Annotated in this window: 26 protein-coding genes and 1 other RNA gene; 6 read left to right on the top strand and 21 right to left on the bottom strand. The window is 64.2% G+C overall.

The genetic code is table 11. The annotated features are described in order from the left end of the window. Positions 1 to 2: 2 nt before the first annotated feature. The 3 genes from rsmH to rsmI form a co-directional block, all read right to left on the bottom strand. On the bottom strand, positions 3 to 959 hold the full coding sequence (gene rsmH / locus EBB56_RS10760; RefSeq protein WP_045993374.1) for a 16S rRNA (cytosine(1402)-N(4))-methyltransferase RsmH: 957 nt from the start codon (positions 957 to 959) through the stop codon (positions 3 to 5). A 142-nt stretch (positions 960 to 1,101) separates the two neighbouring features. After that, positions 1,102 to 1,453: RNase P RNA component class A (gene rnpB, locus EBB56_RS10755), an RNA gene on the bottom strand. Between the two features lie 206 nt (positions 1,454 to 1,659). Then, the gene (gene rsmI / locus EBB56_RS10750) at positions 1,660 to 2,514 is read right to left on the bottom strand and encodes a 16S rRNA (cytidine(1402)-2'-O)-methyltransferase (protein WP_124804356.1); all 855 of its coding nucleotides are present in this window, start codon (positions 2,512 to 2,514) and stop codon (positions 1,660 to 1,662) included. Positions 2,515 to 2,560: 46 nt separating this feature from the next. Here rsmI and EBB56_RS10745 point away from each other — a divergent pair, with 46 nt between their 5' ends. Genes EBB56_RS10745 through EBB56_RS10730 form a run of 4 tightly spaced genes read left to right on the top strand, consistent with a single transcriptional unit; the run spans position 2,561 to position 5,905 of the window. Then, on the top strand, positions 2,561 to 4,315 hold the full coding sequence (locus EBB56_RS10745) for a penicillin-binding protein activator (protein ID WP_124804355.1): 1,755 nt from the start codon (positions 2,561 to 2,563) through the stop codon (positions 4,313 to 4,315). Further along, positions 4,302 to 4,676, top strand: coding sequence for a YraN family protein (locus tag EBB56_RS10740; protein WP_045993371.1), 375 nt, complete (start codon positions 4,302 to 4,304; stop codon positions 4,674 to 4,676). The genes EBB56_RS10745 and EBB56_RS10740 overlap by 14 nt, the downstream gene beginning before the upstream one ends. Before the next feature lie 43 nt (positions 4,677 to 4,719). Further along, on the top strand, positions 4,720 to 5,313 hold the full coding sequence (locus EBB56_RS10735; protein WP_045993370.1) for a phosphoheptose isomerase: 594 nt from the start codon (positions 4,720 to 4,722) through the stop codon (positions 5,311 to 5,313). A 1-nt stretch (position 5,314) separates the two neighbouring features. Then, positions 5,315 to 5,905 (top strand): BON domain-containing protein, encoded by a 591-nt coding sequence (locus tag EBB56_RS10730; protein ID WP_045993369.1) that lies wholly within the window; start codon positions 5,315 to 5,317, stop codon positions 5,903 to 5,905. 205 nt (positions 5,906 to 6,110) lie between these two features. Here the strand turns inward: EBB56_RS10730 and EBB56_RS10725 are convergent, their stop codons facing one another. The 8 genes from EBB56_RS10725 to zapE form a co-directional block, all read right to left on the bottom strand. Continuing rightward, positions 6,111 to 6,617, bottom strand: coding sequence for a ClpXP protease specificity-enhancing factor (locus EBB56_RS10725; protein ID WP_045993368.1), 507 nt, complete (start codon positions 6,615 to 6,617; stop codon positions 6,111 to 6,113). Positions 6,618 to 6,708: 91 nt separating this feature from the next. Continuing rightward, the gene (sspA, locus tag EBB56_RS10720; RefSeq protein WP_045993367.1) at positions 6,709 to 7,335 is read right to left on the bottom strand and encodes a stringent starvation protein SspA; all 627 of its coding nucleotides are present in this window, start codon (positions 7,333 to 7,335) and stop codon (positions 6,709 to 6,711) included. Positions 7,336 to 7,512: 177 nt separating this feature from the next. After that, on the bottom strand, positions 7,513 to 8,283 hold the full coding sequence (locus EBB56_RS10715; RefSeq protein ID WP_045993366.1) for a cytochrome c1: 771 nt from the start codon (positions 8,281 to 8,283) through the stop codon (positions 7,513 to 7,515). Next, positions 8,283 to 9,542 carry a cytochrome bc complex cytochrome b subunit gene (locus tag EBB56_RS10710; RefSeq protein ID WP_045993365.1) on the bottom strand — a complete coding sequence of 420 codons (1,260 nt, stop codon included), beginning with the start codon at positions 9,540 to 9,542 and terminating at the stop codon, positions 8,283 to 8,285. The genes EBB56_RS10715 and EBB56_RS10710 overlap by 1 nt, the downstream gene beginning before the upstream one ends. Then, on the bottom strand, positions 9,542 to 10,141 hold the full coding sequence (gene petA, locus EBB56_RS10705; RefSeq protein WP_045993364.1) for a ubiquinol-cytochrome c reductase iron-sulfur subunit: 600 nt from the start codon (positions 10,139 to 10,141) through the stop codon (positions 9,542 to 9,544). Before petA ends, EBB56_RS10710 begins: the two co-directional genes overlap by 1 nt. A gap of 373 nt (positions 10,142 to 10,514) precedes the next feature. Next, positions 10,515 to 10,904 carry a 30S ribosomal protein S9 gene (gene rpsI, locus EBB56_RS10700; RefSeq protein WP_045993363.1) on the bottom strand — a complete coding sequence of 130 codons (390 nt, stop codon included), beginning with the start codon at positions 10,902 to 10,904 and terminating at the stop codon, positions 10,515 to 10,517. Between the two features lie 13 nt (positions 10,905 to 10,917). Further along, positions 10,918 to 11,346, bottom strand: a complete 429-nt coding sequence (rplM, locus tag EBB56_RS10695) for a 50S ribosomal protein L13 (protein WP_045993422.1) — start codon at positions 11,344 to 11,346, stop codon at positions 10,918 to 10,920. Positions 11,347 to 11,567: 221 nt separating this feature from the next. Continuing rightward, positions 11,568 to 12,740 (bottom strand): cell division protein ZapE, encoded by a 1,173-nt coding sequence (gene zapE / locus EBB56_RS10690; RefSeq protein WP_124804354.1) that lies wholly within the window; start codon positions 12,738 to 12,740, stop codon positions 11,568 to 11,570. A gap of 215 nt (positions 12,741 to 12,955) precedes the next feature. Here zapE and EBB56_RS10685 point away from each other — a divergent pair, with 215 nt between their 5' ends. Further along, positions 12,956 to 13,399 (top strand): YhcB family protein, encoded by a 444-nt coding sequence (locus EBB56_RS10685; RefSeq protein ID WP_052704392.1) that lies wholly within the window; start codon positions 12,956 to 12,958, stop codon positions 13,397 to 13,399. Positions 13,400 to 13,480: 81 nt separating this feature from the next. Here the strand turns inward: EBB56_RS10685 and EBB56_RS10680 are convergent, their stop codons facing one another. After that, positions 13,481 to 14,242: a Nif3-like dinuclear metal center hexameric protein gene (locus EBB56_RS10680; RefSeq protein ID WP_124804353.1), complete on the bottom strand. Its 762-nt coding sequence runs from the start codon at positions 14,240 to 14,242 to the stop codon at positions 13,481 to 13,483. A gap of 122 nt (positions 14,243 to 14,364) precedes the next feature. On the opposite strand from EBB56_RS10680, the gene EBB56_RS10675 reads away from it, so the two are divergent. Further along, entirely contained in the window at positions 14,365 to 15,618 is a 1,254-nt protein-coding gene (locus EBB56_RS10675) for a Do family serine endopeptidase (RefSeq protein ID WP_124804352.1), read from the top strand. A 156-nt stretch (positions 15,619 to 15,774) separates the two neighbouring features. Here the strand turns inward: EBB56_RS10675 and hisD are convergent, their stop codons facing one another. The 9 genes from hisD to EBB56_RS10630 form a co-directional block, all read right to left on the bottom strand. Continuing rightward, a complete protein-coding gene (hisD, locus tag EBB56_RS10670; RefSeq protein WP_124804351.1) occupies positions 15,775 to 17,088 on the bottom strand; it encodes a histidinol dehydrogenase in 1,314 nt (437 codons plus the stop codon). Between the two features lie 66 nt (positions 17,089 to 17,154). Continuing rightward, positions 17,155 to 17,805, bottom strand: a complete 651-nt coding sequence (gene hisG, locus EBB56_RS10665; RefSeq protein WP_045993265.1) for an ATP phosphoribosyltransferase — start codon at positions 17,803 to 17,805, stop codon at positions 17,155 to 17,157. Positions 17,806 to 17,893: 88 nt separating this feature from the next. Continuing rightward, complete coding sequence (gene murA, locus EBB56_RS10660; RefSeq protein WP_045993264.1) at positions 17,894 to 19,156, bottom strand: UDP-N-acetylglucosamine 1-carboxyvinyltransferase; 1,263 nt, start codon at positions 19,154 to 19,156, stop codon at positions 17,894 to 17,896. A gap of 13 nt (positions 19,157 to 19,169) precedes the next feature. After that, entirely contained in the window at positions 19,170 to 19,424 is a 255-nt protein-coding gene (locus tag EBB56_RS10655; protein ID WP_045993263.1) for a BolA family protein, read from the bottom strand. Positions 19,425 to 19,707: 283 nt separating this feature from the next. Continuing rightward, positions 19,708 to 20,043, bottom strand: a complete 336-nt coding sequence (locus EBB56_RS10650; RefSeq protein ID WP_260425333.1) for a lipid asymmetry maintenance protein MlaB — start codon at positions 20,041 to 20,043, stop codon at positions 19,708 to 19,710. Further along, positions 20,040 to 20,690, bottom strand: coding sequence for a phospholipid-binding protein MlaC (locus EBB56_RS10645; RefSeq protein ID WP_124804350.1), 651 nt, complete (start codon positions 20,688 to 20,690; stop codon positions 20,040 to 20,042). Before EBB56_RS10645 ends, EBB56_RS10650 begins: the two co-directional genes overlap by 4 nt. A 34-nt stretch (positions 20,691 to 20,724) precedes the next feature. Continuing rightward, complete coding sequence (gene mlaD / locus EBB56_RS10640) at positions 20,725 to 21,189, bottom strand: outer membrane lipid asymmetry maintenance protein MlaD (protein WP_045993260.1); 465 nt, start codon at positions 21,187 to 21,189, stop codon at positions 20,725 to 20,727. A gap of 17 nt (positions 21,190 to 21,206) precedes the next feature. After that, positions 21,207 to 21,989 carry a lipid asymmetry maintenance ABC transporter permease subunit MlaE gene (gene mlaE / locus EBB56_RS10635; protein ID WP_045993259.1) on the bottom strand — a complete coding sequence of 261 codons (783 nt, stop codon included), beginning with the start codon at positions 21,987 to 21,989 and terminating at the stop codon, positions 21,207 to 21,209. Further along, positions 21,986 to 22,798 carry an ATP-binding cassette domain-containing protein gene (locus EBB56_RS10630; RefSeq protein ID WP_045993258.1) on the bottom strand — a complete coding sequence of 271 codons (813 nt, stop codon included), beginning with the start codon at positions 22,796 to 22,798 and terminating at the stop codon, positions 21,986 to 21,988. The genes mlaE and EBB56_RS10630 overlap by 4 nt, the downstream gene beginning before the upstream one ends. Positions 22,799 to 22,848 lie beyond the last annotated feature (50 nt).

Raw genomic sequence — 22,848 nt, 5'->3', positions numbered from 1 at the left:
CCTCAGTAGCGCTTGCGCGCCATGCGCATGACGGCGCTGCGGGAGCGTGGATTGGCCTCGACCTCTTCGGCGCTGGCCTTCATCGCCTTGCCCAGTGACTCCAGCCGTCGCGCGATCTGATCGTCGCGCAGCGGTATTCCCCGGGGCACCTGGGTATCGCCCTTGACGTGATCGCGGATAAATCGCTTCACCCGTCGATCCTCCAGCGAGTGGAAGCTGATCACCACCAGGTGTCCGCCGGGCGCCAGTGCCTCCAGCGCGGCTTCCAGCGCCTGATCGAGCTGATCGAGCTCACCGTTGATCTCGATACGCATGGCCTGGAACACGCGAGTGGCGGGATGCTTGCCCTTCTCCCAGGCGGGATGGGCGGCCTTGACCACCTCGGCAAGATCGGCCGTGCGGGTGAAAGGCCGTTCCTGGCGCCGAGCGATGATGGCCCGCGCCAGCCGACGAGCGTAGCGCTCCTCGCCGTAACGCTTGAACACCGAAGCCATCTCGGCCTCGCCCACACGCGCAATCCACTGGGCCGCGCTCTCGCCCTGGGTCGGGTCCATGCGCATGTCCAGCGGGCCGTCGCGCAGAAAGCTGAAACCGCGATCGGGATCGTCAAGCTGAGGGGAGGACACGCCAATGTCGAGCAGGATACCGGACAGCTTGCCATCCAGACCGTGATCGCGGGCGACCTCTCTCAGCCGCGCAAACTCGGCACGTTCGATGGTAAAGCGTGGGTCATCGATGCTGGCCGCCTCGGCGATCGCCTGGGGGTCGCGATCAAGGGCCAGCAGGCCACCGTCTTGTGCAAGGCGGGAAAGGATGGCGCGGGAATGACCGCCTCGTCCGAAGGTGCCATCCAGATATACGCCAGCGGGATCATGCACCAGGGCGTCGACGGCACCGTCGAGCAGGACGCTTTCATGAGCGAAGCCGCGCACGGAGGATTCAGGGGAAGGTGACGGCATGCGGGTCTCGTTCGACGGCGGTGTTCCTACGCGCGGCCAGCCATCAGCGCCGTCAGCGGTGGAAAACCCTCACGCCACTGGACTCCTGGCCGCACAAACTAGTGATCGCGCCGCTCGAGCCAGGCCCGAGCGCGCAAGAAAAATGGGGAGTCGGCCGATAAGCCGGGTTCTGTCGAGGACAGTCATTCCTCTAGGAGCAGTGTCACCACTGCCCTCAAGCAACCTACCCGAACCCAGCGCGGGCCACGCCAACGGGTTCCTATTTGGTCTTGCTCCGAGTGGGGTTTACCGTGCCACGCACTGTTGCCAGGCGCGCGGTGCGCTCTTACCGCACCCTTTCACCCTTGCCGGCCTCCCGAGGGAGACGTAGGCGGTCTACTCTCTGCTGCACTTTCCGTCGGCTCACGCCGCCCAGGGGTTACCTGGCACTCCGCCCTATGGAGCCCGGACTTTCCTCCCCCGCATCAAGCGGCGGCGACTGTCTGGCCAACTCCCGCGGCAAGCATACCAGTGCCCTGCCACCCCCTCAATCCCCGCCTCGCCGTGACGGGCCCGGGACAACCCCCAGCCTCTTCAGGCGATCACTCCTGATGCCCTCTCGACGCCCTCTCGACGCCCTCAATCCCCGCCTTGCCGTGACGGGCCCGGGACACCCCATAGCTCGTCCTAACGACCGCCTGGCAGCGAACCGGGACTGGATTCAATCGGCGTCCTTCAACGCCTGCGCCTGGGCGTACCACTGCTTCTTCGGCCCGCCGAGCACGCGCGCGGCCACGGCCGCGGCCTGCTTGACCCCCACTCCTTCGGCCAGCAGCGCGCACAGCAGCGCTTCATCATCCACCGCTCGCTGGTCCGGTGCCGGCCCCGAGGCCCCGGCCACCATCACCACGAATTCGCCACGCGCCTGATCAGGGTCAGACTCCATCAGTGTCAGCAGCTCCGCGGCGCTGCCGTCGAGGAAGGTTTCGAAGGTCTTGGTCAACTCACGCCCGAGCACCACTCTGCGCTCGCCCAGTACGGCGGCCAGATCGGCCAGGGTGTCGCGGATACGATGGGGAGACTCGTAACAGACCTGGGTGACGGGTGAATTCCTCCAGGCCTCGATGCGCGCTCGCCGCCCCGCACCCTTGGCCGGCAGGAAGCCATGAAAACTGAAATGATCGGTAGGCAGCCCGGCGGCACACAGCGCAGTGACCAGGGCGCAGGGACCGGGGATCGGCACCACCCGAAAACCCGCCGCCCTGAGCTCACGCACCACGACGTAGCCGGGATCGCTGATCAAGGGAGTCCCGGCATCACTGATCAGCGCCACGTCGTCGCCCTGGGCGAGCCGCTGCCTGAGCGTCTCGACTCGGGACGCCTCGTTATGGTCGTGCACGGAAATCATCGCCGGCGACAGACCGAGATGACGCATCAGGCGGCCACTGTGGCGGGTATCCTCCGCCGCGACCAACGCCACCTGGCCCAGCACCTGGGCGGCGCGGGGACTGAGATCTTCCAGATTCCCAATTGGCGTGGCGACCACGTACAATGAACCAGCTTTCGCTTCTGACATCTTGGCTCCCTGGGCTGCCATCCGGAACACGGACAAGGAAGGATTCATGAGGACTTTGACTCGCGGCCCCGTGGCCGCCGCTGTACTGGCCATCACGCTGGCCGGCTGCAGCTTCACGCCGAGCATCGTACAGCGGGCCATGGACGACGACCCGGACCAACTACTGGCGCAAGCCGCCCAGCAACAAGGCACCGAAGCGGCGCAGACCCGGCTGAGGGCGGCCGACATCCTAGCACGCTCCGGACGCCGCCCCCAGGCACTGGAAGTCCTCAACAGCCTGGACGACAGCCAGCTCTCCGGCGACAGCCGGCGTCAGTGGGCACTGCTGCTGTCCGAACTGGGGGACAGTGAGGGCGATCCCCAGGCGGTCGTCAGAGCCGCCAGCGTGCTCGACGAGATGCAGCTGCCCAACGATGAAGCCAATCTGCTGCGCCTGCGCCAGGGGCTGGCGCTGGGCCAGCTGGGCGAACCACTCGAGTCGGCTCGCCTGCTGATGCAGGTGCAGAGCGCCACCGGCCGCGAGGACATCAACGACGCCATCTGGGACCAGTTGAGCGCACTCAACGGCCGCCAGCTCGAGGCACTTGAAGAGCCCGGCAATGCCATCGTCACCGGCTGGCTCGAGCTGACCCGCCTGGTCAACCAGAGCGGCGGTGACATCCAGAGACTATTCGCTCGTCTCGATGACTGGCGCGTGGCTAATCCGGACCACCCCGCCAACCGTCGCCTGCCTACCCAGATCACCCAGTTGCGTGAACTGCGTGGCAAGAGCGTGCAGAGCATCGCGGTGCTGCTGCCCGAGTCGGGCCCGCTTTCCGGCGTCGCCGACGCCATCGAAAAGGGAATTCGCAGCCACCAGGCCAATGTGGTCAACGGCGGCGGAAACGGGGCCCAGCTCAGCTTCTTCGACGCCTCCAACGGCAATCTCGACGAACTCTATCAGCAGGCCCAGAGCAGCGGCGCCCAGGTGGTCATCGGCCCGCTGGACAAGAGCGACGTGACCCGACTCGAAAGCCGCGCCGAGGTACCCCTGCCGACCCTGGCGCTGAACTACGGCCAGTCCGCCTCCAACCAGACCAAGAACCTCTACGAGTACGGCCTGTCGGCAGAAGACGAAGCCCGCCAGGCGGCCCGCCGCGGCTGGCAGGACGGCCACCGCAGCGCCTCCATGCTGGTACCGGACAACGACTGGGGTCAGCGGGTCGGCGAGGCCTTCTGGAACACCTGGAGCGAACTGGGCGGCGATATCGCCACGGCGGTGCGCTACAACCCCGGCGCCTCGGCCACCGACAGCACCCGCCGCGCCATCAGCAACCCGCGTCCGGACATGCTGTTCCTGCTGGCCCTGCCGGACTTCGCCCGCCAGGTGCCACCGACACTGGAATACTATTCGGCCTCCGATCTGCCGGTGTACGCCACCTCACACCTCTACGAAGGCACCCCTCAGTCGCGCCTGGACCGCGACCTCGACGGCGTGCAGTTCCCCGATATCCCCTGGAACATTCCCGACGCCGCCGTGGGCGGTGCCGAGGCTCTCCCGTTCTACGACACCTATCGAGAGCTCAAGGCCGAGGACAAGCCAGCCATCTTCCGCCTGATGGCGATGGGCGTCGACGCCTACGAACTGGCACGCCGCATGCCGCAGATCCAGGCCCTGCCGGGTTCACGCATGCAGGGCGCTACCGGCACCCTGAGCGCCGCCGGCGATGGCCGCATCTACCGCGAACTGCCATGGGCGCAGTTCAGCAGCGGCGTGCCGGCTCCCGTGTTCAGTGACGGCCTCGGTGATGCGGCGCCCTGACGCCATAGACGCCGTCGCCCGCGGCCAGGCCATCGAGCGTCACGCCGAGGCCTGGCTGTGCCAGCGTGGACTGATAGCGATCTCGCGCAACCAGCGCGCCAAGGGAGGCGAGATCGATCTGGTGATGCGCGACGGCGAGACCCTGGTGTTCGTCGAGGTGCGCCACCGCCGCAGCATCCGCCACGGCCATCCTGCAGAAACAATCACCATCACCAAACAACGCCGCCTGATCCGGGCGGCGCGTTTTTATCTCCACCGCAACGGGCTATCATGTCCTTGCCGCTTCGATGTCCTGGCCGTTACCGGCTCGTCACCGAGCCTCGACATCCAGTGGATCGCCGGTGCATTCGAAGCAAACTGACACAGCGGGCTCCCGGCGAGCCCCCATGGACCAGGAAGGCAGCATGGATTTCCAGAGCCGAATTCTCGGACAGTTCAACGACAGTATCGACACCAAGACCTACGCCAGCGAAGTGCTTCCACCGTTCATCGAGGTCGCGAGCCAGATGATGGTCCAGAGCCTGGTCACCGACGGCAAGATTCTCGCCTGTGGCAACGGCGGCAGCGCCGGCGACAGCCAGCACTTCTCCTCCGAACTGCTCAATCGCTTCGAGCGCGAGCGCCCCAGTCTGCCGGCCCTGGCCTTGACCACCGACACCTCGACGTTGACCTCCATCGCCAACGATTACAGCTACAACGAGGTGTTCTCCAAGCAGGTGCGCGCCCTGGGCCAGCCTGGCGACGTGCTGCTGGCGATTTCCACCAGCGGCAACTCGGCCAATGTCATCCAGGCCATCCAGGCCGCTCATGACCGTGACATGACGGTGGTGGCCCTGACTGGACGGGACGGCGGCAACATGGCCTCCCTGCTGGGACAGGACGATTGCGAGATCCGGGTGCCGGCCACCTCCACGGCCCGTATTCAGGAGGTTCACCTGCTGGTGATCCACTGCCTGTGTGACCTTATCGACGAACAACTCTTTGGTGCGAGTGAATAACATGACGCAACGCGATTCCCGTTCGACACGCCCCCTGATTACCGCCCTGCTGCTGTCCGCCCTGCTGGCCGGCTGCACCACCGTAACCTCGGTGACCAACCCCGGCACCATCGACGAGGATTACGGCGAGCGCACCCTGGGCGCGACCGTCGAGGACGAGAGCATCGAGACCAAGGCCGCCCACAACCTGGGACGCGTCGATGCACGCCTGAAGGACGCCAGGATCAACGTCGACAGCTACAACGGCGTGGTACTGCTGACCGGCCAGGTCCCCAGCGAAGAGCTCAAGCAGCGCGCCGAAGAGATCGTCAGCCAGGTGCGCAACGTTCGCCGGGTCCACAATGAACTCAGCGTGGCGGCCAACCTGCCCACCAGTCAGCGCCTCAACGACGCCTGGCTGGACACCAAGGCACGTACCGCCCTCGCCACCAGCGATCAGGTCGACTCCGGCCGCATCACCGTGGTCACCGAGAACGCTACCGTCTACCTGATGGGCCTGGTGACCCACGCCGAGGCCGACCGTGCGGTCAATGTGGTATCCAACGCCGGCGGCATGGAGCGTATCGTCAAGGTATTCGACTACATCGACTGATGGCGACAGGCGTGCCCTCGCAAGAAGGCACGCCCCTCAAGCGCAAAAGATGCACAAAAAAGCGGCGAGCCTGAGGGCTCGCCGCTTTTTATGAGATCACGCTTGTGAAGAGGTCCCGCTTGTGAAGAGGTCACGCTTTTCCAGCAGATCAAGCCGACGACAGCTCGCCGCCGACCACCTTTAGAGCGCGATGCGCCCGATGGCCTTACTTGATCACCCTGAGGGATGGACGCCCCTTGCGAGGCGGCTTGGACCTCTCGACACCTTCATCCACGCCATCGCCGCCATCGGACTCACCGCCTGCGTCCTCATCGGAAGCGGCAGGAGACTCCTCCTCTGACGAATCCTTGACGCTCTCCAGGGCCGGCGCATCGACGTCGTTGGCCTCTTCGACGGGAAGCTCAGGCTCGTGACCAAAGACCATGCCGACGCCGTTCTCGCGGGCGTACAGGGCAATCAGTGCAGGCAGCGGTACAAACAGCAACTCCGACTTGCCACTGAAGCGCGCCGAGAAACGAATCACGTCGTTGCCCATGTCCAGATCACGCACGGCGGTAGGGCCAAGGTTCAGCACGATCTGGCCGTTCTGCACGAATTGCCTGGGAACCTCGACGTTCTCGTACTCCGCATCGACGACGATATACGGCGTCAATTCATTATCCAGCAGCCACTCGTACAGCGCCCTGGCCAGGTAGGGACGGCTCGACTTCATGATATGGCCCTCTTGGTTGGCGAATGGGAACTCGGGCGACTCCGGTGGCGACCGGACACACACGGCTCAGGCATTCCGTTCAAGCAAAACATCAGGGACGAATTTCGCGCTCGGCCTCGGACAGCGCAGCACGGAAGCCATCACGGGCGAACACGCGCTCCATGTAGCCCATCAGCGGCCGTACCTGCTTCTCGGGCAGCTCGATATTGAGCGCAGGAAGACGCCACAGGATCGGCGCAAGGCAGCAGTCCACCAGGGTGAACTCCTCGCTCATGAAGAAGGGCATGTCCTCGAAGATCGGCGAGATACCGATCAGGCTTTCACGCAGCTCCTTGCGCGCCTTGTCGGCTTCCTTCTTGCTGCCGGACAGGATGCGATCGACCATCGGGCACCACTCGCGCTCGATACGATGCATCCACAGTCGGCTCTGGGCACGCGCGACAGGATAGACCGGCAGCAACGGCGGGTGCGGGAAACGCTCGTCCAGATACTCCATCATGACCTTGGACTCGTAGAGCACCAGGTCACGATCCAACAGCGTGGGGACGCTGTTGTAAGGGTTCAGGTCCGCCAACTCCTCGGGATGCTTGTCGTCGGTCACCTCGACAATATCCACGGCCACGCCCTTCTCAGCCAGCACGATCCGCACACGATGGCTGAAATGGTCCTCGCCACCGGAGTAGAAGATCATCGACGACCGCTTGGCCACTACACCCATGAAACAATCCTCGCATCAGTTCAAGCCGGGATGATAACACGACAACCCCCTTCTCGGGGGGGCATCAGGGGCACATCTTTGCTCCCGCAGCGGGTCCGCCCGGGCGCAACGATGATACCAGAAAAGGCAACGGGCGCGTGGTCATCGACCCCGCGCCCGCCATGGTGGACCAATCGGTCAGTGAATGTCTCGCCAGTACTCGCGCTTGAGGAAGTAGGCGATGATGCCAAACAGCAGGATGAAGATCAGCACCTTCGGTCCCAGCGCCTGGGCATGCAGCTTGGACGGCTCACCCACGTAGGCCAGGAAGTTGGTCAGATCATACACCGCCTGCTCGAACTCCTTGGGCTCCATGCTGCCCGGCGACGTCACCTGCAGGGTCTCGCAGGACTGGTACTTGCCGGTCAGCGGATCGAGTTCGGCGTCACCGACCGCATGATCGGAGGCTGCACAGACCTTCTCCTGCACCCCCTGCAGCGGCTCGAGCACGTTGGGCATGCCCACCGCCGGGAACACCACATTGTTGACCCCGGTGGCACGCTCGCTGTCACGATAGAAGCTCAGCAGATAGCTGTAGATCCAGTCGGTGCCGCGCAGTCTGGCCTCCAGGGTCAGATCCGGCGGCGCCTTGCCGAACCATACCTCGGCATCCTCGGCACTCATCGCCTTGTGCATCTGGTCGTTGTACCCCAGTTCCGGCGAGAAGATCAGATTGTCCTCGACCAGATCCTGGGGCATCCCCAGATCCTCGGCCGCGCGGGAGAAACGCTGGTACTCCAGGGAATGACAGCCCATGCAGTAGTTGACGTAGAGCTTCATCCCGTTCTGCAGCGAGGCCTGGTTCTCCAGATCCGGCGACATGCTGCGCAGGTGCACCCCCTCGCCGCCCGCGGCGAAGGAGCAAAGCGGGACCAGCGCGAAGAGCAGTGCGAACAGTTGCTTTTTCATTAGCCAGTCACCCTTTCAGGAACGGGTTTGGTCTTCTCCAGCCGCGTATAGATGGGCATCAACACGAAGAAGGCGAAGTAGATCACGGTGCAGATCTGGGCCAGCAGTGTCCTGGCGCCGGTCGGCGGCAGCACCCCGAGCACCCCGAGGATGACAAAGCTGATCGCGAACAGCACCAGCATCACCTTGGAGATCCAGCCCTTGTAGCGCATGGAGCGCACCGGAGAGCGGTCGAGCCAGGGCAGCACGAACAGCACCGCAATGGCCGCCCCCATGAAGATGACCCCGAGGAACTTGGCGTCCAGACCAAACAGCGAGAAGGTGATGGCGCGCAGGATCGCGTAGAAGGGCGTGAAGTACCACACCGGGGCGATATGATCCGGCGTCTTCAGCGGGTTGGCCGGTTCGAAGTTGGGCTTCTCGAGGAAGTAGCCGCCGCCTTCCGGGAAGTAGAAGATCACCGCACAGAACACGAACAGGAACACCGCCACTCCGACGATATCCTTCACCGTGTAGTAGGGATGGAAGGGAATGCCGTCCAGCGGCTTGCCGGTCTCGTCCTTCTTGGCCTTGATATCGATGCCATCGGGATTGTTGGACCCCACCTCGTGCAAGGCAATGATGTGCAACACCACCAGCGCCAGGATCACGATAGGCAGCGCCACCACGTGCAGGGCAAAGAAGCGGTTCAGCGTGATCCCGGAGATCAGATAGTCACCGCGCACCCACTGGGCCAGGTCGGGACCGATACTCGGGATGGCGGAGAACAGCGAGATGATGACCTGGGCACCCCAGTAGGACATCTGTCCCCAGGGCAGCAGATAGCCCATGAAGGCTTCGGCCATCAGCGCCAGGTAGATCGCCATGCCGAAGATCCACACCAGCTCACGCGGCGCCTTGTAGGAGCCATAGAGCAGGCCGCGGAACATGTGCAGGTAGACCACCAGGAAGAACGCCGAGGCGCCGGTGGAGTGCATGTAGCGGATCAGCCAGCCGTACTCGACATCACGCATGATGTACTCGACGGAGGCGAAGGCACCCTCCGCGCTGGGGTTGAAGCTCATGGTCAGCCAGACACCGGTGAGGATCTGATTGACCAGCACCAGCAGCGCCAGGGAGCCGAAGAAGTACCAGAAGTTGAAGTTCTTGGGCGCGTAGTACTCGGACAGATGCTCCTGCCACATCTGGGTGGCGGGGAAGCGATCATCGACCCAGCGCATGAAACCGCGTTCGGCCTTGGCCTTGTTGGGATTCGCCATTATGCGCCCTCCCCGTCTTCGCCGACCACGATGACCGACTCGTTGACAAAGTAGTAGGGTGGAACTTCCAGGTTCACCGGAGCGGGCACATTGCGAAACACCCTGCCCGCCAGGTCGAAGCGCGAACCATGGCACGGGCAGAAGAAGCCACCGGGCCAGTCATCGACACCGACGCCTTCGGCGTTGGGCTCGGGCTTGAACAGCGGTGAACAGCCCAGATGCGTACAGATGCCGACCAGCACACCGATCTCGGGCCGAATGGAGCGCAGCGAACCGCCGGCATAGTCCGGCTGCATCGGCTTGGCGGAATCCGGGTCTGCCAGCACCTCGTCGGTCAACGCCTCGGTACGTTCGATCATCTCCGGCGTGCGATTGATGACCCATACAGGACGGCCCCGCCACTCGACGGTCATTCGCTGCCCGGGTTCGAGCTTCGAAATATCCGCCTGAACGGGCGCACCCGCCGCCCGAGCCCTGGCACTAGGCTGCCAGGAAGCCACAAAGGGTACCGCTACCCCGACGGCGCCGACTGCTCCAACTACGGAGGTCGCCCCTACGAGGAAACGGCGTCGCCCTTTGTTCACGCCGTTGTCTGCCATGATCTGGTTTCTCCCATCAGACTTTATCCGTTGTTGTTTTCACGGCCCCTTGAATGTCCGTGACCACGGATACAAGTGGATTGTATGTTAGGAAATCCCCCCCACCGGCACAAGAAGCCGGCTGACCCAGACCCCCTGCGCAAGCCCCAGACAGTTGACGTGGAACAACTTTATACCACTGTGCCTGTTCGCCTTGAGGGACAGGGCGGCTCAAAAGGCATAGACGATGACAGATTAACGAGGGAAACAAGCGCCGCCAGGCGACCCGATGATCCCCACCATCAGAGCACTACAGCACACAATTTTTCGAACCCCGGACACGACAACGCCCGGGCCAATGGCCCGGGCGTTGTTGATCGGCAAGCGTGGGTGATTAACGCTTGGAGAACTGCGGGCGACGACGCGCCTTGCGCAGACCGACCTTCTTACGCTCGACTTCACGTGCGTCACGAGTGACGTAGCCGGCAGCACGCAGCGGCTGACGGAAGTCCTCGTTGTACTGCATCAGGGCACGGGTGATGCCGTGACGAATGGCGCCGGCCTGGGCGCTGCCGCCGCCACCCTTGACGGTGACATAGACGTCGAACTGGCCGAGGGTCTCGGTCAGTTCCAGCGGCTGGCGAACCACCATGCGGCCAGTCACGCGACCGAAGTATTCGTTCAGGTCACGGCTGTTGACGGTGATCTTGCCGGTGCCCGGCTTGAGGAAGACGCGCGCGGTTGAGGTCTTGCGGCGCCCGGTACCGTAATACTGCTGTGTCATGGCGAAGATCCCCTCAGATGTTCAGTTCTTGCGGCTGCTGGGCAGCGTGCGGATGTTCGGAACCGGCGTAGACCTTGAGCTTGGCGTGCATGGCACGGCCCAGCGGACCCTTCGGCAGCATGCCCTTGACGGCACCTTCGATGACACGCTCGGGAGCGTGGTCGATCAGCTGGCTGAAGGTCATGGAACGCAGGCCACCCGGATAACCGGTGTGACGATGGTACATCTTGTCGCTGGCCTTGTTGCCGGTGACCTTAACCTTCTCGGCATTGATCACGACGATGTAGTCGCCGGTATCAACGTGAGGAGTGTATTCCGGCTTGTGCTTGCCACGCAGGCGGCGAGCAATTTCGGTAGCCAGACGACCGAGCGTCTTGTCCGCGGCATCGACGACATACCAGTCGCGCTGGACGGACTGCGGCTTAGCACTGAACGTCTTCATGGATGAAATCACCAATTCGATGTGTTGGATCCCTTTCGTCGTGTTCTGGACACCCGACAGGTGTTCAGCGAGACCACGCCGCGAAGAGATCATCCCTATTTTTCTTGGTTGCGCGGCACCCGGAAATCCGGACGATGCCGCCACAACGGTCGAGCGAGCGCGCATTCTACATGAGCGAAAGCGTGCCGTCACCCCCTCGGACACACGCAATCACCGTCGGTTCAAGGCTTGTGGGGCAGCGCCAGGTACTCCCGGGACTGCATCTCCTGAAGCCTGGACAGAGTGCGCTCGAACTCGAACTCCAGCTTGCCACCCTGGTACAGCGCCTCTGCCGGCGCTTCGGCGGACATCAACAGCTTGACGCCACGGTCGTAGAACTCGTCGACCATGTTGATGAAGCGCCTGGCCTGATCATCGGTGGCGGCGTCCATGCGCCGCACACAGGACACCAGGACCGTGTGGAACTCGCGAGCCAGCTCGATGTAGTCGTTCTGACTGCGCGGCCCGTCGCACAGCTCGAGAAAGTCGAACCAGACCACGTCCTCGTGCAGTCGACGCGCCTTGAGGATGCGATGGTTGATCTCCACCGGCACCTGCTCTTCCCCCGCCTGACCGGCGATCTCGCGAAAGCTGCGCTCGAGCTCCTGATCCGCCGCCTCGTCCAGCGGCGAATGGAAGATCTCGGCGCGCTCCAGCGCCCGCAGTCGATAGTCGACGCCGGAATCGACGTTGACCACCTCACAGTGGCGCTTGAGCAGATCGATGGCCGGCAGAAAGCGAGAGCGCTGCAGGCCATCCTTGTACAGATCGTCCGGCACGATGTTGGAGGTGGCGACCAGCACCACACCGCGCTCGAACAACGCCTCGAGCAGATTGGCCAGAATCATGGCATCGGTGATGTCCTTGACGAAGAATTCGTCAAAACAGATCACCCTCGCCTCCTCGGCAAACTTGCCGGCGATCAGCCGGAGCGGGTTCTTCTCGCCCTTGCAGTGATCCAGCTCGTTGTGGACACGCTGCATGAAGCGATGGAAATGGGTGCGCATCTTCTGGGGAAACGGCAGCGCTTCGTAGAAGGTGTCGACCAGGTAGGTCTTGCCACGACCGACGCCGCCCCAGAAATAGAGCCCGGAGATGGCTGGCAGCGCCGGCTCCTGCTCTTCCTCCTTGCGCCCGAACAGGCCCTTCACCTTCGACGCCCAGCCGTCACGCGCCGCCGCCGCCGCCGGCGCCTTGGCCCTGGGCGCTGCCACCAGCTCGTCATACAGTCGCTGCAGATGCGCCACGGCATTGGCCTGGGCGGCATCCTCCGTGAAATCATCACGTTGGAGGTCGCGCCGGTAGCGTTCCAGCGGAGTTTCTGGCCGACCACTGCTCGACGGGGAAGAGCTCATGTAGCGTCCTGACTGTCAACAAGTTCGGAGCCGCATTATACGCAGACCACACAGGAATGGCAGGTCCCAGGCCGCGACCGGCAACAGCGCATCACGCCAGCACGACAAGGGAGGCCCCAGGCCATTGACCCTTTATGAGCCAACGCCTCTATAATGGGCCGTCGGCCAGGCCGGCGGCGGCCGCGGGTCGTCCGAAAGAGCTCAGGGAGAACTACGTGGAACCAAGCAACTTCAACATGATCCTGGCGGCGGCTTGCCTGGTGGCCGGAATTGGACTCGGCGCACTGGGCTACCACCTGCTCAACGGCGGCGCACGCAGTGCCCAAAGGCTGCGCCTCAAGCTGACCGAACGGGAACGCCAGCTGACCGAGTGGAAAGACGGTGTCGACGATCACCTGCAACAGATGGACGACCTGGCCCGGCAGGTCTGCGATGACGCCCTCACCCTGCAGCGCCAACTTCACGAGTCGGCGCGCCAGCTTGGCAGCAAGGCCATCGGCGGCGAGGTGACACCGCCCAGCGAACCCGGCGAGACCAGCGATGATATCGCCATTCCGCGGGACTACGCCGACGGCAACCGCGGCACCCTGTCAGAGGACTTCGGTCTGCGCCAGGCCAATGACGACCAGAACGCAGAACCGCGCCCGCCACGTTACTGACCACCCCGCCATGACAGAGCCCGCACACTGGTGCGGGCTCTGGCGTTGGCAGCGACACAAGCGGTCGATGGCGCTTGCCGATCAGGCAGGGTTGTCGATGTCGACGAAGCGATGCTCGACACCAAAGCGCTGCGCCAGCCATTCCCCCAACGCCTGGACGCCGTAGCGCTCGGTGGCGTGATGACCCGCCGCCAGATAGTGGATCCCCATCTCCCGCGCCAGGTGGGTGGTGCGCTCGGATATCTCGCCCGAAACGAACACCTCGGCACCGGCCTCGGCGGCCGGGATGATCATGTCCTGGGCGCCGCCGGCACACCAGGCGATTCGACTCACCGCCTCGGTACCAGGCGCCTCGATCACCAACGGCTCGCGTGCCAGCGACGCTCCTACCTGGGCAGCCAGCTCGGCAACGCCCATTGGCCTTTCCAGCCGACCGTGCCACAGAAGCCCTTCGCCCATGGGCGCATCCAGCGTTCCCTCCACCGTCCACCCCAGGCGCTGCGCCAGGGTCGCATTGTTGCCAAGCTCGGGATGGGCGTCCAATGGCAGGTGGTAGGCCAGCAGGTTGATGTCGTTGGCCAGCAAGGTCGCCAGCCGCCGGCGCTTCATGCCGGTAACCGCCACCGGCTCGTTCTTCCAGAAGTAGCCGTGGTGCACCAGCACCAGATCGGCCTGCCAGCGCACCGCCTCGTCAAGCAGCGCCTGACAGGCGGTGACGCCGGAGAGCACACGGGTGACCGTGCGTGCACCCTCCACCTGCAGCCCGTTCTCGGTGTAGTCCTTGAAGCGCCGGGCCTCCAGCAGCTGCTCGCAGGCCGATACCAGTTCGTCGCGGTCTATCATGAGATCTCCTGAAATAGCTCCAAACAAGCATCAGGTTGGCGATGCTACAATGGCGCACATTGTACGCACCGCCCCGCCGGCCCGCGACCGCCTCACTGCCAAGCGCCAAGGATCATCGCCGCATGCGACGCACCCTCTCGACCTATATCTGGCCGGTCCTCATCGGCATTCTGCTCGCCATCGTGCTGATCAATGCCTTCCCCGAACGGCTCGGCAGACTACCGTCACCGAGCGGTGACAGCCTGACGGTAGTTCCCGCCACGCCACCAGCGACACCCACCGAGCAGCAGGCACCGCAACGGCCTGCCCCTGAGGTCAAGGAAGCTGCGCCGCTGGACCGCCGTGGCGGCCCCGTGAGCTACGCAGAGGCGGTGGAGAAGGCCGCGCCCGCGGTGGTCAACGTCTACTCCTCGCGGGTCGTGGAACGGGAAACCCACCCGCTGATGTCAGACCCCTTCTTCCGCCAGTTCTTCGGCAACAATGACGTGCCGTCGCGCCAACGCATGCTTTCGAGCCTTGGCTCCGGCGTCATCGTCAGCGAGGACGGCTACGTGCTGACCAACCACCACGTCATCAGCGGCGCCGACCAGGTCCAGGTGGCGCTGCGCGACGGCCGCGAGACCCTGGCCCGGGTCATCGGCACCGATCCCGAAAGCGACCTGGCGGTACTCAAGATCGATCTCGGCGACCTGCCGGTGATCGAGCTGACCGACTCGCGCAAGGTCGCGGTGGGCGACGTTTCGCTGGCCATCGGCAACCCCTTCGGGGTCGGCCAGACAGTGACCATGGGCATCATCAGCGCCACCGGTCGCAGCCATCTGGGACTCAACGCCTATGAGGACTTCATCCAGACCGATGCGGCGATCAACCCGGGCAACTCCGGCGGCGCCCTGATCAACCCCGACGGCGCCCTGGTCGGCATCAACACCGCCATCTTCTCCCGCTCGGGGGGCTCCCAGGGTATCGGTTTCGCGATCCCGGCCAACCTGGCCCGCAGCATCCTCGACGAGCTGGTCACCCACGGCCGGGTCATCCGCGGCTGGCTCGGCATCGAGGCCCAGGAGCTGAACCAGGAACTGGCCGCTTCCTTCGGCCTGCAGGCGCCAGCCGGGGTAATCATCGCCGGCGTGGTGTCCCAGGGACCGGCCGACCGGGCGGGACTGAAACCCGGAGACGTACTGCTCGAGGTCGACGGTCGCGCGGTGATCGATCCGCGTCGGACCATGAGCGACATCGCTGCGGTGGCTCCCGGCACCACCCTGACCGTCAGCGTCGCCCGCGACGGCAAGCCGATCGAGGTGGAACTGGAAGTCGGCGAGCGCCCCACGCCCCAATCCCAGTCGCAGCAGACCGGCAGCAGCCAGTCACCCCCCTGAGACGCACCCCGAGGTGGGTAACGCAGAAGCAGTGTCCAAGCGTGCCCCACCGTCCAGACATGAAAAGGCCCGGAATTGCTCCGGGCCTTTTCACGTCTGGATGCCTGTCTGGGGCCGGGGGCGCTCGGTCACAACGACCACCGGCCCTGCGTCGCTTCAATCCTTGATGCGGTACTCCGCCGAACGCGCGTGGGCGGTCAGCGATTCACCACGAGCCAGCACCGAGGCGGTCTTGCCCAGGGTAGACGCCCCCTGTGGCGAGCAGTGAATGATCGAAGAGCGCTTCTGGAAGTCATAGACGCCAAGCGGTGACGAAAAGCGCGCCGTACCCGAGGTCGGCAGCACGTGGTTGGGACCAGCGCAGTAGTCGCCCAGCGCCTCAGCGGTATGCCGTCCCATGAAGATGGCTCCGGCATGGCGCACCTGCTCCGCCAGTCGCTCCGGGTGCTCCACCGACAACTCCAGGTGCTCCGGCGCGATGCGATTGATCAACTCCAGCGCCTCGCCCTCGTCACGACAGGCGATGAGCGCACCGCGCGTACGCAGCGAGGCCCCGGCGATGGCTTCGCGCTCGAGCGTCGGCAGCAGCCGTTCCATGGACGCTTCCACCGCCGCCAGATGCTCCACGTCCCAGCTGACCAGGATCGCCTGGGCGTCTTCGTCGTGCTCTGCCTGGGAGAACAGGTCCATGGCCAGCCAGTCAGGATCGGTCTGGCCGTCGGACACCACCAGGATCTCGGAGGGCCCGGCGATCATGTCGATCCCCACCTGACCAAAGACCGCGCGCTTGGCGGTGGCCACATAAATGTTGCCCGGCCCGACGATCTTGTCGACCCTGGGCACGCTTTCGGTGCCATAGGCCAGCGCCGCCACGGCCTGGGCACCGCCCAGGGTAAACACCTTGTCGACCCCGGCCAGATGCGCCGCCGCCAGCACCAGATCGTTGACCACGCCGTCGGGCGTGGGCACCACCATGATGATCTCCCGCACTCCCGCCACGTGGGCCGGCACAGCGTTCATCAGCACCGATGAGGGATAGGCGGCCTTGCCGCCGGGCACATAGATACCGGCGCGATCCAGCGGCGTCACCTTCTGCCCCAGCACGGTGCCGTCATCTTCGGTGTACTGCCAGGAAGTGGGCTTCTGGCGTTCGTGGTAGACGCGGATACGCTCGGCGGCGGTGGTCAGCGCCTGACGCTGGTCGTCGGGCAGAGCGGCGTAGGCGGCCTCGAGACGATCGGCCCCCAGGGTCAGATCCGCCATGCTCGAGGCCTCGAGGCGATCGAGGCGACAGGTCAGCGCCACCAGGGCGGCATCCCCCTCCCGACGCACCTGGCTGATGATCTCGGAGACCGCCTGCTGGACACCATGGTCCGACACGCCTTCCCACGCCAGCAGGTCGGTGAGACGGGACTCGAAATCCTCGTCCCGGGTCGAGAGTCGGGCCACCAGGGGCGTGTCTTGGCTCATGTCGGAAATCTCCGCTTCTGTCTTGGCCATACGTTGAGAACCCTCAGGTTCCGTTGGCTGGTGCGCTCAGCTTGCCGCCTGCCGCCGCGCCTCGACGGCGTCGCTCAAGCGGCGCAGCAGCGGTTTGATCTGATCATGCTTGATGGTCATCGAGGCCTGATTGACCACCAACCGGGTGCTGATATGGGCCATCAGTTCCCGTGGCTCCATACCGTTGGCACGCAGCGTATTGCCGGTATCGACGATATCGACGATCTCGTCGGCCAGGTTCATCAGCGGCGCCAGCTCCATCGCACCGTACAGCTTGATGACCTCGGCCTGGATGCCCTGCTCGGCGTAATAGCGCCGCGCCACATTGACGAACTTGGTCGCCACCCGACGCCGGGCACGGGCGGGCTCGGCACCCTGAATACCAGCCGTCATCAGCTTGCAACGCGCGATATTGAGGTCCAGCGGCTCATAGAGCCCCTCGGCACCGTGCTCCAGCAGCACATCCTTGCCGGCTACCCCCAGGTCCGCCGCCCCCAGCTGCACATAGGTCGGCACATCGGTGGCACGAATCACCACCAGCTTGACGTCTGGCAGATTGGTGTCGAACAACAGCTTGCGACTCTTGCCCAGGTCCTCGGCGGGCCGGATGCCGGCATCCGCCAGCAGTGGCAGCGTCTCGTCGAGAATGCGCCCCTTGGAGAGCGCCACTATCAATTGCTTGCTCATGGTCTCGCCCGGTTGTCGGGTTGGAAGTCAATGTGGCGTGTTTCCCCGCGCCGGCTCGGGCAGTCCGAGCCGGCTGGGCGAAGAAAGCTCAGCCCGGGACGCGCTTGATCCGAGCACCCAGCAGGTGGAGCTTTTCCTCGATGCATTCGTAGCCGCGATCGATGTGGTAGATACGATCGACCAGGGTCTCGCCCTTGGCCATCATCGCCGCGATCACCAGTGAGGCCGAAGCGCGCAGATCGGTGGCCATCACCGGTGCACCGGACAGATGCTCGACGCCTTCGATGACGGCAGTGTTGCCTTCCAGGGCGATGTTGGCGCCCATGCGGTTCAACTCCTGCACGTGCATGAAACGATTCTCGAAGATCGTCTCGACCACTCGCGAGGAGCCCTCGGCCACCGCATTCATGGCCACGAACTGGGCCTGCATGTCGGTGGGAAAGGCCGGATACGGAGCGGTCCTGATATTGACCGCCCTGGGCCTGCGCCCTTCCATGTCCAGCTCGATCCAGTCCTCACCGGTGGTAATCCTGGCCCCCGCCTCCTCGAGCTTGGCCAGCACCGCCTCGAGAATGTCGGCACGGGTACGACGCACCCTAACGCGGCCACGGCTGAGCGCCGCTGCGACCAGGAAGGTGCCGGTCTCGATACGGTCCGGCATGACGTCGTGGCGAGCCCCGTGGAGCCGCTCCACCCCTTCGATGGTGATGGTGTCAGTACCGTGACCACGGATATCGGCACCCATCTTGATCAGGCACTCGGCCAGATCCACGATTTCGGGCTCCTTGGCGGCGTTCTCGAGCACCGTGGTGCCGTCGGCCAGGGTCGCGGCCATCAGCAGGTTCTCGGTACCGGTCACGGTCACGGTATCGAAGAAGATGGTGGCACCCTTGAGGCGGCCCGGCGTGGTAGCACGGATGTATCCACCCTCGACCCGGATATCGGCACCCATGGCCTCGAGGCCACGAATATGCAGGTCCACCGGACGCGAGCCGATGGCGCACCCGCCCGGCAGCGATACGTCGGCCTTGCCGAAGTGGGCGAGCAGCGGTCCAAGCACCAGGATCGAGGCGCGCATCTTCTTGACCAGCTCATAGGGCGCGTGGCAATCGCTGACCTGGGCTCCGTTAAGCTGAATGCACATCTTTTCGCCCATCACCGCCTGCACGCCCATGTGGCCGAGCAGTTCCAGGGTGGTGGTGATGTCCTGCAGGTGGGGAAGATTGCCGATGGTGACCGGCTCTTCGGACAGCAGGGTGGCGCACAGGATGGGCAGCGCTGCATTCTTGGCGCCACTGGCCCAGACGTCGCCCTCGGCGGGTCCGTTGCCGGTAATGATCAATTTGTCCATGAAGGCGGTACCATCAGGCTCCGGTGTTTTCGGCGGCAGCCTGCCACTGTGCGGGGGTATAGGTCTTGATGCTGACCGCATGAAGGGCGCCGGAGGCGATTTCCTCGGACAGCGCACCATAGATGACCTGCTGACGCTTGACCGGTGACAGCTCGGCGAAGCGTTCGCCCACCGCAATCACCTGAAAGTTGCAGCCTTCACCCTGGATATGAAATTCACAGCCGTCGACACGGCTCTCGAGCAGCGCTTTGACGTCGCTGGGTTGCATGCACCTGCTCCTTGACCAGACCAATGACGGGAGACGCCCACGGCCTCGCCGTGACGTCCCGAAAAAACTCAAAGGGCATATGGTAAAGAAAAGCGGCGCGCTTGGCGATGACGCAGCGAGGTTTCCACCTATACATCCGTCACAAAAAAGACACCCCCGGCCACCTTGCAGTGGCCGGGGGTGCCGGAAGGGCTAGCGGCGAGGGCGAGCAGCCCGGATCAAGGCGCTGGATTCAGACGTCGAATCAGGCGCATCACGGACACCAGCAGCCAGACAACCGCCGCTAGACGGTAACGCTGCTGGAAGGCAACAGATCATCCAGACCGGCCAGCTCGGTCAACTGTCTGAGCTGCGCCGACAGCTTGATGCTGTTGAGCGACAGCCCGATCCGGCGAATGGTACGCGCCCACTCGAGCATCATGGTCAGCGCCGCGCTGGAGACATGCTCCACCTCGCTCAGGTCGAGGCACACCGAGGTGCCCGACGCCCGACTCTGGAGCCACTCACGGCCTGCCTCGGCCATGTCCGCGGCCCCATCGAAGTCGACCTTGCCACACACCCGGAGTGTACTTCCGTCCTCGAGCAGGCGGGCCGACGCCACTTCCATCAACACGCTCACGCACCGCGCTCCAGTTCGTCGACGCCGACATCCGGCGACCAGTTGTTGATCACGGCGTCGTAGTCACGGTTGTGGTCACGCATGGCCTGATCGAACTGGTTGCGGAAGGTCAGACCGAGATTGATGCCATTGACGATGACATTGACCACCCGCCACTGGCCGTTGGACTTGCGCAGGGTGTAGTTGACCGGGTAGATGGTGCCATCGGTGGCCACCACTTCCATCTCGACGCTGTCCTGATCGTCATAGCGTGAGGCGGACTGGTTATCGAGCACGCGAACTTCCTTGTACTCGAAGGTCACCAGGCCCTTGGCATAGGTGTCGAGCAGGGTCTGCTTGAACACCTCGGCGAAGCGCGAACGCTGCTCCGGCGTGGCATTGTTGAAGTAGCGGCCCATCACACTGGCGCCGATGTAGCGAAAGTCGGCGACGCCACGCAGACTCTCGTCGACCATCTGCTTGAGCTCGTCGGGACGGTCCATGAAGTAGGCCTCTCGGCCGCCGATCATCCCCATCAGATCATTGACGCTGTCGCGAATCAGCTGTTCGGGGGATTGCTGGGCCATGGCCGGCAGACTGGCCAGCACCATCATCAGCGCCATCAACCAGCGGCGCAGGTGAACCATTGCGGGCAAAGAACGGGTCATGGGTTGCCTCCTTGTATCTCCGGAAACTGCCGGATCAGTCTTTCGTCAGATTGGACACGAACTGCTGGATCAGTTCCTCGAGCACCAGCGCGGACTGGGTATCACGAATCGCCTCACCCTCGGCGATCATCTCCGGTGATCCCCCGACCGACAGCCCGATGTACTGCTCACCAAGCAGGCCCGAGGTCAGGATCGCCGCGGTGCTGTCATCCGGCAGCTTGCCGGCCAGGGAGCTGTCCAGCGACATCACCACCACGGCATCGTAGAACTCGGTATCCAGCTCGATGCTCTCTACCCGTCCCACGGTCACCCCGGCCATCGTCACTCGTGCCCGCGGCTTGAGCCCACCGATATTTGCGAAGTTGGCCCGGAGCTCGTAGGTGTCGTCGGCACGTTGCAGGTCCAGGCCGCTGACCTTGAGCCCCAGGAATACCAGCCCCAGGATACCGGCCAGCATGAACAGGCCCACACCAAACTCCATCGTCTTGCTGCGCTTCATGGACAGTCTCCGCAGAATCAGGAAAGCCCGCCGAACATCACGGCGGTAAGAACGAAATCCAAGCCCAGCACGGCCAGGGAGGAATACACCACGGTACGGGTGGTGGCCCGCGAAATACCTTCCGAGGTCGGCACCAGATCATACCCCTGGAACACGGCAATCCAGGTGACCACTATGGCGAACACGATGCTCTTGACCACGCCGTTGCCGATATCGGTAAAGAAGCCGACGCTGGCCTGCATGTTGCCCCAGTACGAGCCTTCGAACACCCCGAGCCACTCGACCCCGACCAGGTAGCCGCCGTACACGCCGACCACGCTGAAGCCGATGGTCAACAGCGGCAGCGAGACGAACCCCGCCCACAGGCGTGGCGCCACGATACGACGCAGCGGATCGACGCCGATCATCTCCATGCTGGTCAGCTGCTCGGTGGCCTTCATCAGGCCAATCTCGGCGGTCAGCGCCGAGCCCGCGCGCCCGGCAAACAACAAAGCCGCCACCACCGGCGCCAGTTCACGCAACAGGGCCAACGACACCATCTGGCCGAGCGCGTCCTCGGCACCGAACCCGACCAGGATGGTGTAACCCTGAAGCGCCAGCACCATGCCGATGAACAGCCCCGACACCAGCACGATGGCCAACGACAGCACACCGACCGCATAGACCTGGGCCACCCACAGGCTGAACCCTTCTGCCGAGGGGCGCCCCAGCATGGACTGGCCGAGAAAGATGCTGGCCCGGCCGACGGCCTCCAGCAGGTCGCAGCCGCGCCGTCCCATATGGGTGATTCGTTCGATCATGGACGGCTCCCCTGGCCCAGAATGTCATCGTGAAAATCGTTGGCCGGGTAGTGAAACGGCACAGGGCCATCCGGCTCACCATGCACGAACTGACTGACTCGGGCGTCCTGTTCCACGTCCAGCGATGCCGGCGTGCCGTGGGCCATGACCCGCCCGTCGGCGACCACGTAGACGTAGTCGGCGATGGACAGGGTCTCCTTGATATCGTGGGAGACCACCACCGCCGTCAAGCCCAGCGCCTGATTCAGCCGCCGAATCAACTGGACCAGCACACCCATGGAGATCGGATCCTGGCCGACGAAGGGCTCGTCGTAGAGAATCAATTCAGGATCCAGCGCCACCGCCCGCGCCAGCGCCACACGCCGCGTCATGCCGCCGGACAGCTCTGCTGGCATCAAGTCTCTGGCCCCACGCAGCCCCACCGCCTCGAGCTTCATCAGCACCACGTCACGCACCATGCTTTCCGGCAGATCGGTGTGGACCCGCAACGGAAAGGCCACGTTCTCGTAGACACTGAGATCGGAAAACAGCGCGCCACTCTGGAACAGCATGCCCATGCGCCGACGCATCTGGAACAGATCCTTGCGCGACAGGCGATGGACGTCCTGACCATCGATCAGGACGCGTCCGCCACTGGGGTTGAGCTGCCCCCCGATCAGTTTCAGCAGGGTAGTCTTCCCGGTGCCACTTGGCCCCATGATGGCCGTGATCTTGCCGCGGGGTATGGAGAGATCCACGCCGCGAAAGATATCCCTGTCGCCGCGCGTGAAATGCAGATTCTCCACCTCCACCAAGGAGGAAGCCGTCATCGCAGTCCCTATAGAGTCAGTATCACCGTGAACCGGCGGTTCAGACCGGA

This window comes from Halomonas sp. YLB-10, assembly GCF_003856855.1.
Lineage (GTDB): Bacteria > Pseudomonadota > Gammaproteobacteria > Pseudomonadales > Halomonadaceae > Halomonas > Halomonas litopenaei.
This window is presented reverse-complemented; position numbering and strand designations above follow the sequence as displayed.

Bases quoted from the DNA above. Each gene is read 5' to 3' on its own strand.
- rsmH (WP_045993374.1), bottom strand. From the start codon at position 959: ATGCCGTCACCTTCCCCTGAATCCTCCGTGCGCGGCTTCGCTCATGAA.
- rsmI (WP_124804356.1), bottom strand. From the start codon at position 2,514: ATGTCAGAAGCGAAAGCTGGTTCATTGTACGTGGTCGCCACGCCAATT.
- EBB56_RS10745 (WP_124804355.1), top strand. From the start codon at position 2,561: ATGAGGACTTTGACTCGCGGCCCCGTGGCCGCCGCTGTACTGGCCATC.
- EBB56_RS10740 (WP_045993371.1), top strand. From the start codon at position 4,302: ATGCGGCGCCCTGACGCCATAGACGCCGTCGCCCGCGGCCAGGCCATC.
- EBB56_RS10735 (WP_045993370.1), top strand. From the start codon at position 4,720: ATGGATTTCCAGAGCCGAATTCTCGGACAGTTCAACGACAGTATCGAC.
- EBB56_RS10730 (WP_045993369.1), top strand. From the start codon at position 5,315: ATGACGCAACGCGATTCCCGTTCGACACGCCCCCTGATTACCGCCCTG.
- EBB56_RS10725 (WP_045993368.1), bottom strand. From the start codon at position 6,617: ATGAAGTCGAGCCGTCCCTACCTGGCCAGGGCGCTGTACGAGTGGCTG.
- sspA (WP_045993367.1), bottom strand. From the start codon at position 7,335: ATGGGTGTAGTGGCCAAGCGGTCGTCGATGATCTTCTACTCCGGTGGC.
- EBB56_RS10715 (WP_045993366.1), bottom strand. From the start codon at position 8,283: ATGAAAAAGCAACTGTTCGCACTGCTCTTCGCGCTGGTCCCGCTTTGC.
- EBB56_RS10710 (WP_045993365.1), bottom strand. From the start codon at position 9,542: ATGGCGAATCCCAACAAGGCCAAGGCCGAACGCGGTTTCATGCGCTGG.
- petA (WP_045993364.1), bottom strand. From the start codon at position 10,141: ATGGCAGACAACGGCGTGAACAAAGGGCGACGCCGTTTCCTCGTAGGG.
- rpsI (WP_045993363.1), bottom strand. From the start codon at position 10,904: ATGACACAGCAGTATTACGGTACCGGGCGCCGCAAGACCTCAACCGCG.
- rplM (WP_045993422.1), bottom strand. From the start codon at position 11,346: ATGAAGACGTTCAGTGCTAAGCCGCAGTCCGTCCAGCGCGACTGGTAT.
- zapE (WP_124804354.1), bottom strand. From the start codon at position 12,740: ATGAGCTCTTCCCCGTCGAGCAGTGGTCGGCCAGAAACTCCGCTGGAA.
- EBB56_RS10680 (WP_124804353.1), bottom strand. From the start codon at position 14,242: ATGATAGACCGCGACGAACTGGTATCGGCCTGCGAGCAGCTGCTGGAG.
- EBB56_RS10675 (WP_124804352.1), top strand. From the start codon at position 14,365: ATGCGACGCACCCTCTCGACCTATATCTGGCCGGTCCTCATCGGCATT.
- hisD (WP_124804351.1), bottom strand. From the start codon at position 17,088: ATGAGCCAAGACACGCCCCTGGTGGCCCGACTCTCGACCCGGGACGAG.
- hisG (WP_045993265.1), bottom strand. From the start codon at position 17,805: ATGAGCAAGCAATTGATAGTGGCGCTCTCCAAGGGGCGCATTCTCGAC.
- murA (WP_045993264.1), bottom strand. From the start codon at position 19,156: ATGGACAAATTGATCATTACCGGCAACGGACCCGCCGAGGGCGACGTC.
- EBB56_RS10655 (WP_045993263.1), bottom strand. From the start codon at position 19,424: ATGCAACCCAGCGACGTCAAAGCGCTGCTCGAGAGCCGTGTCGACGGC.
- EBB56_RS10645 (WP_124804350.1), bottom strand. From the start codon at position 20,690: ATGACCCGTTCTTTGCCCGCAATGGTTCACCTGCGCCGCTGGTTGATG.
- mlaD (WP_045993260.1), bottom strand. From the start codon at position 21,189: ATGAAGCGCAGCAAGACGATGGAGTTTGGTGTGGGCCTGTTCATGCTG.
- mlaE (WP_045993259.1), bottom strand. From the start codon at position 21,989: ATGATCGAACGAATCACCCATATGGGACGGCGCGGCTGCGACCTGCTG.
- EBB56_RS10630 (WP_045993258.1), bottom strand. From the start codon at position 22,798: ATGACGGCTTCCTCCTTGGTGGAGGTGGAGAATCTGCATTTCACGCGC.